This window comes from Shewanella salipaludis, from assembly GCF_012911865.1.
GTDB classification, from domain to species: Bacteria; Pseudomonadota; Gammaproteobacteria; order Enterobacterales; family Shewanellaceae; genus Shewanella; species Shewanella salipaludis.
In genome coordinates this window covers 244,575-258,129 of the sequence record NZ_JAAXYH010000002.1, presented here as the reverse complement: position 1 = coordinate 258,129, position 13,555 = coordinate 244,575, and the positions used below count along the sequence as shown (strand labels likewise).

Annotated in this window: 13 protein-coding genes, 1 tRNA gene and 1 pseudogene; 10 read left to right on the top strand and 5 right to left on the bottom strand. The window is 49.4% G+C overall.

Annotated features, from left to right (window positions below; all coding sequences use genetic code 11):
- The first annotated feature begins 72 nt into the window (after positions 1–72).
- The 4 genes from HC757_RS04115 (at position 73) to HC757_RS04100 (ending at position 3,731) form a co-directional block, all read left to right on the top strand.
- Positions 73–654, top strand: coding sequence for an NAD(P)H-dependent oxidoreductase (locus HC757_RS04115; protein ID WP_169563036.1), 582 nt, complete (start codon positions 73–75; stop codon positions 652–654).
- A 223-nt stretch (positions 655–877) separates the two neighbouring features.
- Entirely contained in the window at positions 878–2,275 is a 1,398-nt protein-coding gene (locus tag HC757_RS04110; protein WP_169563035.1) for an amidohydrolase family protein, read from the top strand.
- A gap of 14 nt (positions 2,276–2,289) precedes the next feature.
- Complete coding sequence (locus HC757_RS04105) at positions 2,290–2,763, top strand: DMT family transporter (RefSeq protein ID WP_169563034.1); 474 nt, start codon at positions 2,290–2,292, stop codon at positions 2,761–2,763.
- Between the two features lie 107 nt (positions 2,764–2,870).
- Positions 2,871–3,731, top strand: a complete 861-nt coding sequence (locus HC757_RS04100; RefSeq protein ID WP_169563033.1) for an SMP-30/gluconolactonase/LRE family protein — start codon at positions 2,871–2,873, stop codon at positions 3,729–3,731.
- A gap of 18 nt (positions 3,732–3,749) precedes the next feature.
- Here HC757_RS04100 and HC757_RS04095 read toward each other — a convergent pair whose 3' ends face one another.
- A complete protein-coding gene (locus tag HC757_RS04095) occupies positions 3,750–3,953 on the bottom strand; it encodes a hypothetical protein (RefSeq protein WP_169563032.1) in 204 nt (67 codons plus the stop codon).
- A gap of 133 nt (positions 3,954–4,086) precedes the next feature.
- Here HC757_RS04095 and HC757_RS04090 point away from each other — a divergent pair, with 133 nt between their 5' ends.
- The 4 genes from HC757_RS04090 to HC757_RS04075 all read left to right on the top strand — a co-directional run bounded on the left by HC757_RS04090 (position 4,087) and on the right by HC757_RS04075 (position 7,061).
- Complete coding sequence (locus tag HC757_RS04090) at positions 4,087–4,722, top strand: NADPH-dependent F420 reductase (RefSeq protein WP_169563031.1); 636 nt, start codon at positions 4,087–4,089, stop codon at positions 4,720–4,722.
- Positions 4,723–4,748: 26 nt separating this feature from the next.
- Complete coding sequence (locus tag HC757_RS04085; RefSeq protein WP_169563030.1) at positions 4,749–5,171, top strand: DoxX family protein; 423 nt, start codon at positions 4,749–4,751, stop codon at positions 5,169–5,171.
- A gap of 62 nt (positions 5,172–5,233) precedes the next feature.
- The gene (gene ygiD, locus HC757_RS04080; protein ID WP_169563029.1) at positions 5,234–6,058 is read left to right on the top strand and encodes a 4,5-DOPA-extradiol-dioxygenase; all 825 of its coding nucleotides are present in this window, start codon (positions 5,234–5,236) and stop codon (positions 6,056–6,058) included.
- Between the two features lie 19 nt (positions 6,059–6,077).
- Entirely contained in the window at positions 6,078–7,061 is a 984-nt protein-coding gene (locus tag HC757_RS04075) for a glutathione S-transferase family protein (protein ID WP_169563028.1), read from the top strand.
- A 216-nt stretch (positions 7,062–7,277) separates the two neighbouring features.
- On the opposite strand, the gene HC757_RS04070 is transcribed toward HC757_RS04075, so the two are convergent.
- A complete protein-coding gene (locus tag HC757_RS04070) occupies positions 7,278–8,165 on the bottom strand; it encodes a LysR family transcriptional regulator (RefSeq protein ID WP_169563027.1) in 888 nt (295 codons plus the stop codon).
- 369 nt (positions 8,166–8,534) lie between these two features.
- Here HC757_RS04070 and HC757_RS04065 point away from each other — a divergent pair.
- Positions 8,535–9,281: pseudogene (locus HC757_RS04065) on the top strand (IS5 family transposase).
- Between the two features lie 603 nt (positions 9,282–9,884).
- Here HC757_RS04065 and HC757_RS04060 read toward each other — a convergent pair.
- From HC757_RS04060 to HC757_RS04050, 3 genes are all read right to left on the bottom strand, one after another.
- A tRNA-Pro gene (locus HC757_RS04060) sits at positions 9,885–9,961 on the bottom strand.
- 266 nt (positions 9,962–10,227) lie between these two features.
- Positions 10,228–12,018 (bottom strand): DUF3413 domain-containing protein, encoded by a 1,791-nt coding sequence (locus tag HC757_RS04055; RefSeq protein ID WP_169563026.1) that lies wholly within the window; start codon positions 12,016–12,018, stop codon positions 10,228–10,230.
- 137 nt (positions 12,019–12,155) lie between these two features.
- Positions 12,156–12,374 carry a YejL family protein gene (locus HC757_RS04050; protein WP_211164267.1) on the bottom strand — a complete coding sequence of 73 codons (219 nt, stop codon included), beginning with the start codon at positions 12,372–12,374 and terminating at the stop codon, positions 12,156–12,158.
- 77 nt (positions 12,375–12,451) lie between these two features.
- Between HC757_RS04050 and yejK the strand changes: the two genes are divergently transcribed.
- On the top strand, positions 12,452–13,480 hold the full coding sequence (gene yejK, locus HC757_RS04045; RefSeq protein ID WP_169563024.1) for a nucleoid-associated protein YejK: 1,029 nt from the start codon (positions 12,452–12,454) through the stop codon (positions 13,478–13,480).
- Positions 13,481–13,555: the final 75 nt, after the last annotated feature.

Here is a 13,555-nt window from a genome sequence, read left to right as displayed (position 1 = left end):
CTAATCGAGTGGTGTATCGTTTTTGCTGTCGATTAAGCAAGAAACAATGGTTCAGTTAGAGGAAGTAATTTTATGAGTAACATTCTTATTATCAATGGTGCCAAAAGTTTTGAATTTGCCAAAGGAGAGTTAAACACGCTCTATGTCAACACAGCACGAGAGGTTTTAACCAAGCTTGGACACACGGTATCGGTTACGAACGCTGACAGTGATTTTGATCCTCAGAGCGAGATAGCGAAAATCCTTAACAGCGATGTATTGATTTATCAGATGCCAGGATGGTGGATGGGTGAACCATGGACAGTAAAAAAATGGATCGATGAGGTGTTTACAGCGGGTCATGGATCTCTGTATGCAAGTGATGGCCGCACACGCGTTGATACGTCAAAAAAATATGGTTCAGGCGGCCTTCTTCAAGATAAAAAATACATGCTCTCGCTTACATGGAATGCACCCTTAGAGGCATTTAATGATCCGGAACAATTCTTTGAAGGTCAGGGGGTAGACGGGGTATACCTACATTTTCATAAAGCCAATCAGTTTTTGGGGATGGAAGCACTGACCACCTTTATCACAAATGATGTGGTCAAAGCGCCGGATGTAGAAAATGAAATCAAGCGTTTCAGCGATCATCTTATGACTATCTTTTCTTAAGTCGTTATAAAAGAAAGCCCTCTTTAGGGCTGTTGTATTTCCTTCGAAAATCTTCTGTTCATCAACGTTTCTGGTGTCTCGCAGGGCCCCCCCCCAGCGGGCAACAAGTGCGAGTTAATTTTATTATTCGAAAGTTATGAATAGTAAAAACGCTTTTAGTGTCTTTTTCACTCTAATAGAGTGGCGTATCTTTCTTGCTGTTGGTTAAGAAAGAGGTGTTGGAATGACAGATTACGTAAGAAATATTGTTAATAATCAGAAGGTAAATTCCCATGTCACCCTGATTCGTGGCGCAACGATACTGAGCATGGATGAGAGTGTAGGTAATATTGAACGCGGTGATATTCTTATCACTGGTTCAATCATTACCGCCGTGGGTCAGAACCTGGACGCACAGGGTGCCCATGTCATTGATGCCACTAACATGATTGCCATGCCGGGGATGGTGGATTCTCATCGCCACGCATGGGAAGGACAACTGCGCCGCATCAACCCCAATGCCACCTGTCTGGACGACTACAGCAACGCCACGCACTTCTCTTTCGCCAAATTCTATCGCCCTGCCGATATCTATATCGGTAACCTGCTGACTGCCCTGGGGGCTATGGACGCGGGTATCACCACCATCATCGACAATTCCCATAACAGCCGCTCCGCTGCGCATTCAGATGCTGCCGTCGAGGCGCTGCTGGATACGGGCATTCGCGCCATACATGCCTCGGGCGCACCGGTATCCGGAGAATGGGACAAGGCTCACTGGCCGGGTAACTGGCAACGCCTGCAGGAAAAGTATTTCAAGGATAACCCTGACAGCCTTGTTTCTCTTGCGGTCATGGCTCAGCTGGAGCCAGAGCTGTGGGCCGAGGCCCGCAGGTTGGGCCTGCCGATCGTCACCGAATTCTTTGGTTCTCTGATGGCATCTGAACTTGAATCGCTGCATCGGCACGGCCTTCTCGGCCAGGACAATATTTTCAATCACTGCACGGCGCTGCCAGATGAGGGATGGAAGATCCTGCGGGAAGCGGGCGTCCGGGTGAACGTCTGCCCGCGCTCCGATGCGCACTACGGCATCGAAGACGGGATGTTTGCCATGCAGGCTGCGCACCGTCATGGCATCAACCCCGGCCTCAGCGTCGACAACGAAACGTCTTACAGCACTGACATGTTTATGGAAATGCGCGTGGCCTTTTACCTGCAGCGGGTGATGGGCATGCACCGGCAGCAATGCTGCGATGCTTCCCATGCACTGACCACACTTCCGGCGGCGCAGCTGCTTAAAGCGGCAACCGTCGATGGCGCGGCCTGCGCAGGACTGCAGGACAAGATTGGTAGCCTGACACCGGGTAAACAGGCCGACCTTATTCTGATTAACGCCGGCGACATCAACCTCTACCCGTCGGGCAACGCTTTTGGCACTGTGGTGCATGCGACAGAGCGCAGCAACATAGATACCGTCATGATCGGCGGGCGCATCGTCAAGCAGAACGGCAAAGTCCTGGGCGTGGACAGCACGCGTCTTCGCGCCGCCATCGATGAATCGCGTGAGCATCTGTTTGCTGCCGCCGGATATGAGCCTGACATGTTTGCTGACGCCTTCCTGCCGCTGGAGCAGGCACACTGACAGGTATGAAACCCATGAGCACGATATATTACCTAATCGCTTTTGCCGCAGGTCTCGGGATCACCCTGCAGACGACATTGAACAGCCAACTGGCAAGAGGGCTGGGGGGAGACTCGGTCACCGCCGCGTTGTTTTCCTTCGCGGCCGGGGCATTCAGTTTGGGGATTTTCTCGCTGCTGCGCGGCGGATTAATCACCTCGCTTGTGGCCATTCCGTCGCAACCGCTGTGGAGTCTGGCGGGCGGCCTGATAGGGGCCTGTGCGCTGTTCAGCTATGTCGTGCTCGCACCGAAGATCGGTTTTTCAGCCCTGCTCGGGCTGGCGATTGTCGGGCAGTTACTCTCGTCACAAATGATTGACCATTTTGGTCTGCTGGGTGCCATCAAGCGCCCGGTTTCGATGCTGAAGCTGGGTGGAATGCTGGTCATGCTGGCCGGGCTCGCCATCATGCTGTTCGGCGACAGGCTGACTGAGCGCTTTCTGCACTGACAGAGTGGAATTCTGATCCCTGACCCTTACGGACGTCTGCCCCAGAGTGACGTCCGTAAGCATCTCTTAAAAACGCAACACGTACTTTCATCCCCCGGAGGATTAACATGTTTTCAATTGCAGTAGATGTCAGGAATAGGCTGGGAGAGTGCCCCTTGTGGTGCGAAAGAACACGCAGGCTGTACTGGACGGACATTGAAGGCAGCGCACTGCTCGCCTTTGAGGAAGATAATGACGTCGTGATGCGCTGGTCTCTGCCTGAACGCCTCGGATCATTCGCACTCACCGAAAAGCCAGGAGTTCTGCTGATGGGGCTGGCATCCCGTCTCGGCTTCTATGACCTTAATACTCGCATTTTTACCGAAGTGGTGTCATCTCCGGGGACAGCCGGAACACGGATAGGTGATGGCCGCTGCGATCGCTCAGGCAATTTTGTCTTTGGCACCATGGATGACGGAGACTCAGTACAAACCATCGGCCAATTTCACCGACTGAATGCCGCCTCGTTGGAAGTTGAGACGCTGCCCCTACCCGAAGTGGCTATCCCTAATAGCATCTGTTTCAGCCCGGATGGTGGCACTATGTATTACTGCGACTCGATGCAAGGGCGTATTTTCTGCTGCGATTATCCTTCCTTCGAAAATCAGCGCGTGTTCACCGAAACGGAAGGAAAGGGTGCGCCAGACGGTTCCTGCGTGGACTCACAGGGCTACTTATGGAATGCAGAATGGGGAGGAAGTCGCATTGTGCGTTATTGCCCGGACGGAACAATAGACTGCATCCTTCCATCCCCAGGTATTCAGACCACCTGCCCAACGCTGGCGGGTGAGGCATTCACAACCCTGTATTGCACCAGTGCGAATGTGGGCCTCTCCGCGCCATCCCGGCATGACGGTGCGTTGTTGAAGGCCGAAACAACAGTATTTTCCGGCTTGCCCGAAAGTCGGTTTGCAGCGCACAGGATGTAACGATTTTAATTATCTTCTTCAGGCTGAAATGTATCTGCTCAAAGCCGCCTGCAGAGGTCCGCTTCTGGCAGCTACCGGAAAGAGCGGCTTGCAGAAGTAGCGGTCCTTCATTGGTGGATATTGTAACGTCCATTCAAAATGACAGGGAAGTGCCTGGTTTACCGCTAGCAATTCAGTCTGTGCAGTTGCCACGAATGCTTTAAGCCCATCAATAAGATCCATATACGCCCTCATTAAGAACGTTTTGTTGATATACATTCAATATAATCAACGTTGTATTGTAAAAGGTTGGGGCGCATACTTTTTACATGGCAAACGCCAATTAAATAAATTTTTACATAGTCGGAGAAAAGTAATGAATATCGCAATTATTGGTTCAGGAAATATTGGTTCAGGTTTAGCAAGAACATTTGGTGCAACTTCACATGGTATCGTTGTTGCGTCACGTGATATCGAAGGGGCACGTAGTCTCGCAGAGAAATTAGATAAAGATGGCATTCGTGTTCAAGTGAGTGACATTGCAACAGCAGTGAAGAATGCTGAAATTATCATGTTAGCCATTCCATACGGTGCCGTAAACGAGTTGGCTTCAGCAGTAGATTTCAGCGACAAAGTAGTCATTGATGTTACAAATCCTCTAAAGGAGGATTTTTCTGGTATCACAGTAGGCTTTGATTCTTCAGCAGCAGAAGAAATTCAAAAATTAATGCCAAATGCAAAAGTAGTAAAGGCATTTAATACTGTTTTTGCTCAAGTTTATGACCAAGGTTTAGATTTCAATGGTCGCGCGGTGCCAGCTTTTGTAGCGGCTGATGATGAAGGCGCAAAAGCTACAGTAATGGCTGTAGCAAAAGAAGCAGGCTTTGATGCCGTCGATGCTGGCGGCCTTATCAATGCACGTTACATCGAGCCACTTGCCTATCTCAACATTTACTTCGGTTATATGGCCGGGCAAGGCACTCAAATTGCTCCTGCTTGGTTAGCTAGATAGTCATAGTGAAGTAGAAGGATATTCCCATGATTGAATTAAAGACAGCACCCTATGCAGCACTGTGGCTTAGAATCGCCACTGGCGTCCTATTTTTGGCGCATGGATTAACGAAAGTTTTAGTCTTCACCATTCCGGGCACAGTTGGTTACTTTGAAAGTCTTGGCCTTCCTGCAATTGTCGCTTATTTGACGATTTTTGCAGAGTTGGGTGGAGGATTGGCCTTAATCTTGGGGGTTGCAACCAGGGCTGTTTCACTTGCTCTTTTACCAGTATTGCTGGGCGCTGTGTGGGCACATAGTAGCAACGGTTGGATGTTCGCTAATCAAGGTGGAGGATGGGAATATCCCCTATTTTGGGTAATAGCACAAGCTTCACTAATCCTATTGGGAAACGGTGCTTACGCTCTAAAACTTCCAATGCTGAACAAATTGCTGGGAAAGTATGCATAACCAGGGGGGGGGCTGCTTAAGGTAGCACCCCTTTATATTTGTTTGATTAATGTTGGTATTTTATGAGTCTTAAATCTTCTCTTCAAGAACTAAAGTCGCGCCTTAAATTATCTGGAAGAATGCCTACGTTATTCTTGGGGCATGGTAGTCCAATGAACGCAATTGAAGACAATAAATACAGCCAGAGTTGGAAAAACTTAGGTCGTTCGCTACCTAAACCTCAGGCAATATTGGTAATTTCAGCTCACTGGATGACAAAAGGGACAACGCTTGTTGATGTATCCTCTGTACCAAAAACAATTCATGATTTTTATGGATTTCCTGAACAACTTAATAAGCAACAATATCCTGCCAATGGGCATCCTATCTTAGCAAAAGAAGTTTCAGGAATTCTGACAGATTTCAATGTTAAAACTGATGAGAGCTGGGGCCTTGATCATGGAGCTTGGTCTGTTTTGGATTCACTTTTTCCAGAAGCTGATGTGCCCGTATTTCAGCTGTCTATAGATTTAACCAAAGATATGCAATGGCACTTTAACATCGGCAAAGAGTTATCGGAATTGCGTGACAGAGGAGTACTGATTTTAGGTTCTGGTAATATTGTTCATAACTTACGAGCGTTAAGGTTTGATGGTAAAGCGTATGATTGGGCAATTGAGTTTGATGATTTCGTAAAGCAAAAGCTAGACGAAAGAAACTTTAGTTCACTTCTTGATATCCACTCAATGGGTAGACTCATGAACATGTCAAACCCGACATTAGAACATTACATTCCAGCAATCACTATTGCAGGTGCATCAAATAGTAAAGATGAACTTTTCTATACCACTGAAGGTATAGACCTTGGTTCACTCTCTATGCGCTCATTCATTTTTCACAGCACATAGAATATATGAGGATTAAACAATGTTAGTTAGTGGTAAATGGAATGAGGATTGGAAACCTTTGCAAAAGTCCGATGACCAAGGACGATTTGTTCGTCAAACATCTGGGTTTCGAAATTGGATAACACCTGATGGTGAACCGGGACCAACAGGCATTGGTGGTTTTAAAGCAGAACCGGGAAGGTACAGGCTTTATGTAGCTCTGATTTGCCCTTGGGCATCTAGAACGTTGATGGCTAGAGAGCTAAAAGGCTTACAAGATATTATTGAAGTGACTGTCGTCAACCCTGAACTAACAACTCAAGGTTGGGCATTTGGGAATTATCCAAATGCAAATGCTGACCCATTGTTCGATTCAAAATATTTACATGAGTTATATACCAGAGCCGATGCAACTTATACAGGTCGCGCTACGGTTCCCGTACTTTGGGATATGAAACAGAGCATGATGGTAAACAATGAGAGTGCGGATATACTAAGGATGCTAGATACAGCATTTGAGAATATTGCTCCATCAAAAATTAGACTGTTTCCTGAAGCATTGTCATCAGAAATTAACGAATTAAATGCTCAGATATATGACAAATTGAATAATGGAGTTTATAAAGCTGGTTTTACCAAAGAACAATCGTCATATGAAGAAGCGACACGCGAGGTTTTTGAAATGCTGGATGCTTTAGAGTCTCGTTTAGAAGGAAAAAGTTACCTTGTTGGTGATCAATTAACGGAAACCGATATTCGTACTTTTGTTACTTTAATAAGGTTTGATGTTGCGTATCATGGATTGTTTAAAACAAACATTAAGCAAATTGTCGATTACCCTAATCTGACCGCTTTTATGGAAAGAGTGTTGAAATTACCAGGCGTTATCAATACCGTAAATATCGACCATATTGTTGCAGGCTACTATTCAATTAAAGATCTCAATCCAGCAGGTATAAGGCCAATTGGTCCATCCTATATTTCTGAATTAGTTGAGTCAGTGAATAATGGCAATCATGCATGATCGACAGAGGTTAGTTTAAAAGTTTAGTGGGTCTAAATTGTAATAGCTAAATAATCTTAAAGGCTTATTTAGGCACTTTTTATTAATTTACTTCATATTATGACGTTAATGTTTTTTTGGTTTTTATCTCGTTAGTTAGTTTAGTTTTACCTCTGGAGAAGTCTATGATTAAATCATGCTGTTACATCAATATATCTCTACTAATATGCAGGAACACTACTTTTTGCGAAAGTCCTCAATAGCAAAATCAATTAATGTTCTTACTTTTTTAGGAACAATGTTATGTGATAAATAGACAACATAGAGTGGGTGGGTTTTCATTGAATAATCGCTAAGAAGCGGTATTAACATTTTTGATTCAATTTCTTCCTGTAAAACAAAACTTGGACACAACGCTATGCCTCGTCCATTAAGCGCCCATTCTTTTGCTATTCGCGCACTGTTCACCAACAAATTTCTGCTTGGCGCAAATGTGTACTCTTCGCCATTTTTGTAAAAAGACCAACGACTCGCATCTCTTCTATTGGTGTCAACAATACATTGATGCATTTTCAAGTCCAATGGCGTTTCAGGTGCTTTATTCTTTGAGAGGTAGTCTGCACTGGCAACCAATAAGCTCGTAACTTCCCCAAGCTTTCGTGCCTTCAAAGTTACTATTTCAGGCTCTCCAATTCTAAATGCTAAATCAAAGCCTTCCTTAGCAAGATCTACATGTTCATCACTTAAGCGCAAATCAATAGAAAGCTTGGGGTGCAGTGTAGAAAAGCGACTTAAAATATCACTAATAAACATTTCCCCAAATGTAACAGGTGCAGCTATTCTTAAAACGCCTGTTAAGCCTTGAGAATCATCTGACATAGCGCCAAGAAGCTCATCCAGTTCATCGAGTATTGCGGGCGCTTTTGCTAATAACTCTTGTCCACTGGGCGTTACCCCAACTTTTCGTGTTGTCCTTTGTAGTAGCAGTACACCTAACTTTTCTTCAAGTTGACCAACATATTTAGACGTTAACCGATTAGATATCCCTAGTTGCTCGGCTGCGTCTGTAAAAGAACCTGTCTGTGCAGTTGCCACGAATGCTTTGAGCCCATCAATAAGATCCATACACATCTCAGTTAAGAATGTTTTGTTGATATTTATTCTATACAATCAACATTGTGTTGTAAAAGGTTGGGGTGCATACTTTTTACATGGCAAACGGCGTTGTTGCCTAAATAGGTGAACCTTCTGCTCCTGATGCGATCAGATCCTGTGAATAGCACACAGGAACCGATACAAGATGGGCAAATCCAAGCATCGCATCACCAATTGGCCGAAATATAACAGTGCCTTGACCAAACGAGGCTCACTGACTTTTTAGATAGACGAGCAGGCTATGAGCCACTGGTGCTGCACCGAACATCATGGTGGTCGAGGTCGGGGATTTCAGTACAGCATTCTTCACTAGCTGGATAGGCGATTGAAACCGCATTGATGCTCAAAGGCCTGTTCAATCTCCCCTTGCGGGCACTGGAAGGTTTCATCAACTCGGTATTTGGCTTAATGAACGTTCCCCTGGCGTCACCCGGTTACAGCTGCATCAGCAAGCGCGCCAAGACTGTCGAGATTAACTACCGCAATCCCAGCCGTGGTGCGATTGCTCACTTGGTTGTCGATGCCACGGGCCTGAAAGTATACGGCGAAGGCGAGTGGAAAACCCGTAAGCACGGCAAGGAAAAGCGCCGTACCTGGCGTAAACTGCATCTGGCGGTGGATGCCGCTACGCATGAAGTGATAGCTGCCGAGGTCAGCTTGGAAAGTGTGGCCACTCTCGACGGGTAAAAAATGAGGTCCTGCCTACCTTATTGAATCCACTGAGACGCAAGACTCCCTGTGCAGAAAGTGTAAGTGTCAGCCGATGGCGCTTATGACACCCAAGCCTGTCATAAACTGCTGCAACGCAAAGGCAGCAAGCCCACTATCCCGCCCAGGAAAAATGCGGGTTACTGGGAAGAAGGTCACCCAAGAAATGAGGCCGTCAAGGCGCTGAAAAGTAATGTGCTACAGCAATGGAAGAAAGACAATGACTATCACCAACGCTCACTGTCGGAAACGGCCATGTACCGTTATAAGCAGCTCATCAGCCCGAAACTGAGCCTGCAGGATTACAACGCCCAATGTCTCGCCGACTTAGGCGTTGTCGCACTGTATACTCAGTTTCGGACTGATAGCCCTTGCTAACTCGCCTTGAGACTAATGTTTTGAAGTGGGCTGAAGACTGAGGGTTCACTTCTGGATTGGCATTGTTGCACCAAAGACCCTTGGCGGCAGGGTGAGCATCGCGTAGCGATATGCAGCGAACGGGAGCCAGGGCTGCTCTCGGACGTCCTGCCCTGCGCGGCATTGAGACTCCTGTCTGGCAGAAGGTGAGCTGGCTTTTGTGCATGGAGGCATGTTGCCGTCGTCGAGCCCTCAGGGACGATTCATTTGAGATCAAGAGCTGGCGTGTCATTGGGGCAGCAGGGCAAGCAATCATTTATTGTCTGTCGCTTTGCATAGCGATATGCGGCGAACGGGAGCCAGGGCCGCTCTCTGGCGTCCTGCCCTGCGCGGCATTGAGGCTCTTGTTTGGCAGAAGGCGTATTTAAGGCAATTAAAGAAAGGGGATATAACCCCAGCAGCGAAGAAGGAGTCGGCTGGTTTGGGAAATCCAAAACTTCCCATACCTGGCGGCGCGAATTACCAAACCGCGCGGCGCGCTACACTCAAGCCGTTCACACGAAGGACTTTCAGATACAAAAAAGCCCGTAAGTCACTAAGAACTACGGGCTTTCTCGTTTAATTTGGTCGGTATGAGAGGATTCGAACCTCCGACCCCTGACACCCCATGACAGTGCGCTACCGGGCTGCGCTACATACCGAAATTGTTTTGGTCAATACAGCGCTTAGACTGGGATTAACCTGTATCGAGACACTCATGTGGGGTATGTCTCAACGAGGCAGAACTTTATCAAGCCCTCGGGGCTTCTGCAAGCGATATGTCATCACTTGGTGTTTAACTGCTTAGTTTCTAATCTGATTTTGTTGGCACCCCCTGAGCCGCGCCTGTGGGGAGCCTGGGCTCATGCTTATGCTCAAGCTGGGGCTGAAAAATCGGCCCCGCGCCTGCTGCCCACCTTAACACCAATTAATGGTTGTAGAGCCTGCGGCCTTCACGCATCACCTGGATAAGCTCGGGAGCACTCATCTTCTTATGCAGGTGTTTCTCATAGTGTTCATCGAAGATGCGGTACTTGCCATGCCTGTCTATCACGGTTATTTCATTTTCCTGATAGATGGCGAAGATGCGGCTGTCGCCTATGTAGACCCAGTTTTCCTTGCTGGGTTGCAGCAGGCTGCGGCCGGCGCTGTAGTCCGTGCTCTGGTTGGTACAGCCCAACACTTGGCTCATCAGGGTAGGCACCAGACCGTAATGACTGGTGCGGTACTTCACCTTGTTGCCGCTGCCCATGTTGGGCCAGTGGATTATCATGGGCACTCTGACGCTGGCGGGGGACATGTCCCGGCTGGCTTCGGTCAGGTTGCTGGTGAATAGCTTGCCGCTGACCCCTGTGATGATCACCAGGGTGTCGGGTGACACGCCGGCAAGGGTGGCTTGCAGCTGCTGGTCGATGAAGTTGAGCGACTGGCGATATTGGTTAAACAGGACTTTTTCGGCCGGCTTGAGCGTGCTCGCCGCCCTGACGGTTTCTATGCCGAGGAAACCGACCGGGGTGTCATAGTTGTCCGGCGCCTTGAGGTTGAGCAGGGCGAACCAAGGCGCAGACTGGGCCGCATGCCATGCCTGAAAATGCTGTACCGACTGGATGTCAGCCTCGGCACTGCCGTTGGTCTCGCTGGCCGTTTCTATGCTGAAGTCCTTGAAGGTGGCCTTGGGGCTCACCAGCTCCAGATTCGTCTGGGTGCTGAAGAGGCCAAGCCGGTAGCCCTGGGCGGCCAGGGTCTGGGTCAGCACCGGGCTGGTTTCACTCAGGCCCACGGCATCGCCATAGCTGCCCTGCAAACCGTAGAGCAGGGAGAAGATGCCTGTCTTGAATTGGTTGCCGCCGCTGTAGTGCTGGCCGAAGGACAGGTTTTGGGCGCTGTACCGGCTCAGAAACGGCATGGTCTTGGCGTCGAGCATGTCCGCCCTCAGGCTGTCTATGCTGATGAGCAGGACATTGGGTAGGCTGTCGCTCTGGCATTGCAGCGGCTGGGCCGGATAATTGAGCGTGCTCCTGAGGGCGGCTTTGGAGCGGCGCGGCCCTGTGCCTTCTATGCCATGGCTTTCCATGAAGGAGCGTGCCGTGGCCGGGTAGGACAGGGGATACGTCTCGTCGAAGCCGGTGATCTCTGTGATGTCGGCGGCATCGGCCCAGATATGCACCAGGTGGCTGCTGATGAAGCAGACGCCGATGAAGGCGACCACCTTATTGCCCAGGTGGTATTTTTGGAGTTTTTCTATGCGCTTCCACAGGGCATTGGCCAGCGTCAGTTCCAGGGTGATGATCGCCAGTGGCGTGACTATGTAAGAAGTGCTCTGCAACAGGGCATTGAGATCGGCCCAGGCCAGATCGAAGGCGAAGGGGCTAAGGTGCAACCCATAGTCGTCATAGACTATGGTGTCATACAGGAGCAGACATAGCCCCAGGGTCGCGACCAGGGCGGCAAAGCCGCGCAAAATCTTGGAATAGGGCAAGAGCAAGGTAATGGGGAATAAACACACCAGGTAGACCATGAAGGCCAGGAAGCTGAACTGACCTATGGTGCTGATGGCCAGGTAGCCCCAGCCTATCCAGGTCTCCGGGTAGCCGACGCTGGCCAGGTAGCGGCTGCCCACTATCATGGCCAGCAGCCCATTGAAGAAGGCAAACCAATGACCCCAGTTGACCAGGCGTGAAACCTTGTCCCGTCCCATCTGCTTTTTGCGCTCGACCATATGGATCCGTTTATTCCTGAAAGACTTAGGTATCTTAAGTGCTTTTTTGCAATATACCAATGCCGCTGCACATGCCGCGGCGGATTAATGCGTCAACATCGCCCCGATGCCATCCCCGTTGCTTGATCTTGACCGAGTTACTTGGTCTTAACCGATTGCGCCAACGCCTTGGCAAACTGCTCGGCGACCGCCTGACGCGAGGCATCCGGTACCTTGGTCTGCAACAGGTGGGAAATGCAATTGCCCAATACCATGAGGCTGAGATCGGTCGGTGACTGATGTTTTTCCAGTACCGCCAGCAATTCGGCGATCAGGGATTCTACTTGGGTATTAGAGTATTTGGATTGGATAGCCATGATCAAAAAATGTTTCACTTTGGAATGGATTAGCGGCATATAATAGCGGATTTATTCCAGTATCACTATCAGGGCTTATGAGTATTAACATCGAACAAGCAATTATTCACGAGATTTCCCAGGACAGCCAAGGCCAGCTGCGCTGCCGTTTGCGTCCTCAACCTCTGCTGAACAGTCAGGCTGTCGAGACCATGCTCGAAGAGCTGCACCAGACCTATACCGGCAAGGCGGGCAAGGGCTTCGGTTACTTTGGCATTGCCGGCGACGATGGCGAAGCCAACCCGGCGTTTGCGGATGCCCTGGGGCAGTACCGTGAGGGTGAGCTGGGGTTCGTCGAGTTTTCCGGCCGCGCCAGCAAGCTGCTGCAGGATGAGCTGGCGAAATACGATTTCAGCCAGGGCGGATTCCTGCTGATGTCCTGCTACACCTCCATGACCAGCGATTATCTGTTCGTGGCGCTGCTGAACGCCAAATCGTCGATGACGGTACTGGATGACATGGAGCTGTCGCAGAATAACCACCTGGACCTGAACAACATCCAGCTGGCGGCGCGTATCGATCTGACCGAATGGCAGGCCGATAAGGACTCTCGCAAGTATATTTCCTTCATCCGTGGCCGCGCCGGTCGCAAGGTCGCCGATTTCTTCCTCGACTTCATGGGCTGTGTCGAAGGGGTCAACACCAAGGCACAGAACAAGACACTGATGAATGCGGTGGAAGACTTCGTCGCCGGCAGCGAGCTGACCAAGGACGAGCGTCAGCAATGCCGTGACAAGGTATTCGAGTATTGCAGCGAGCGTTTCGACAGCGGCGCCGACATAGAGATCAAAGATCTGGCCGACGAGCTGGCGGATCAGGGCATGGATTCCTTCTATGACTTCGCCCGCGGCGGCGCCTACGAGCTGGACGAGGAGTTTCCCGCCGACAAGTCGACCCTGAGGCAGTTGAAGAAGTTCTCCGGCACGGGCGGCGGCGTGACCCTGAGTTTCGACGGCGGTCATCTGGGCCAGCGGGTGATCTATGATCCTGTGTCCGACACCATAATGATCAAGGGCGTGCCGGCCAACCTCAAGGATCAGCTCGACCGTCGTCTCAAGGGCGAATAGCCTCGGGCCCTGTTGGCTAACAACCCGCAGACACAAAAAAAGCGCTATGAAGCGCTTTTTTTGTGTGCCTGACAG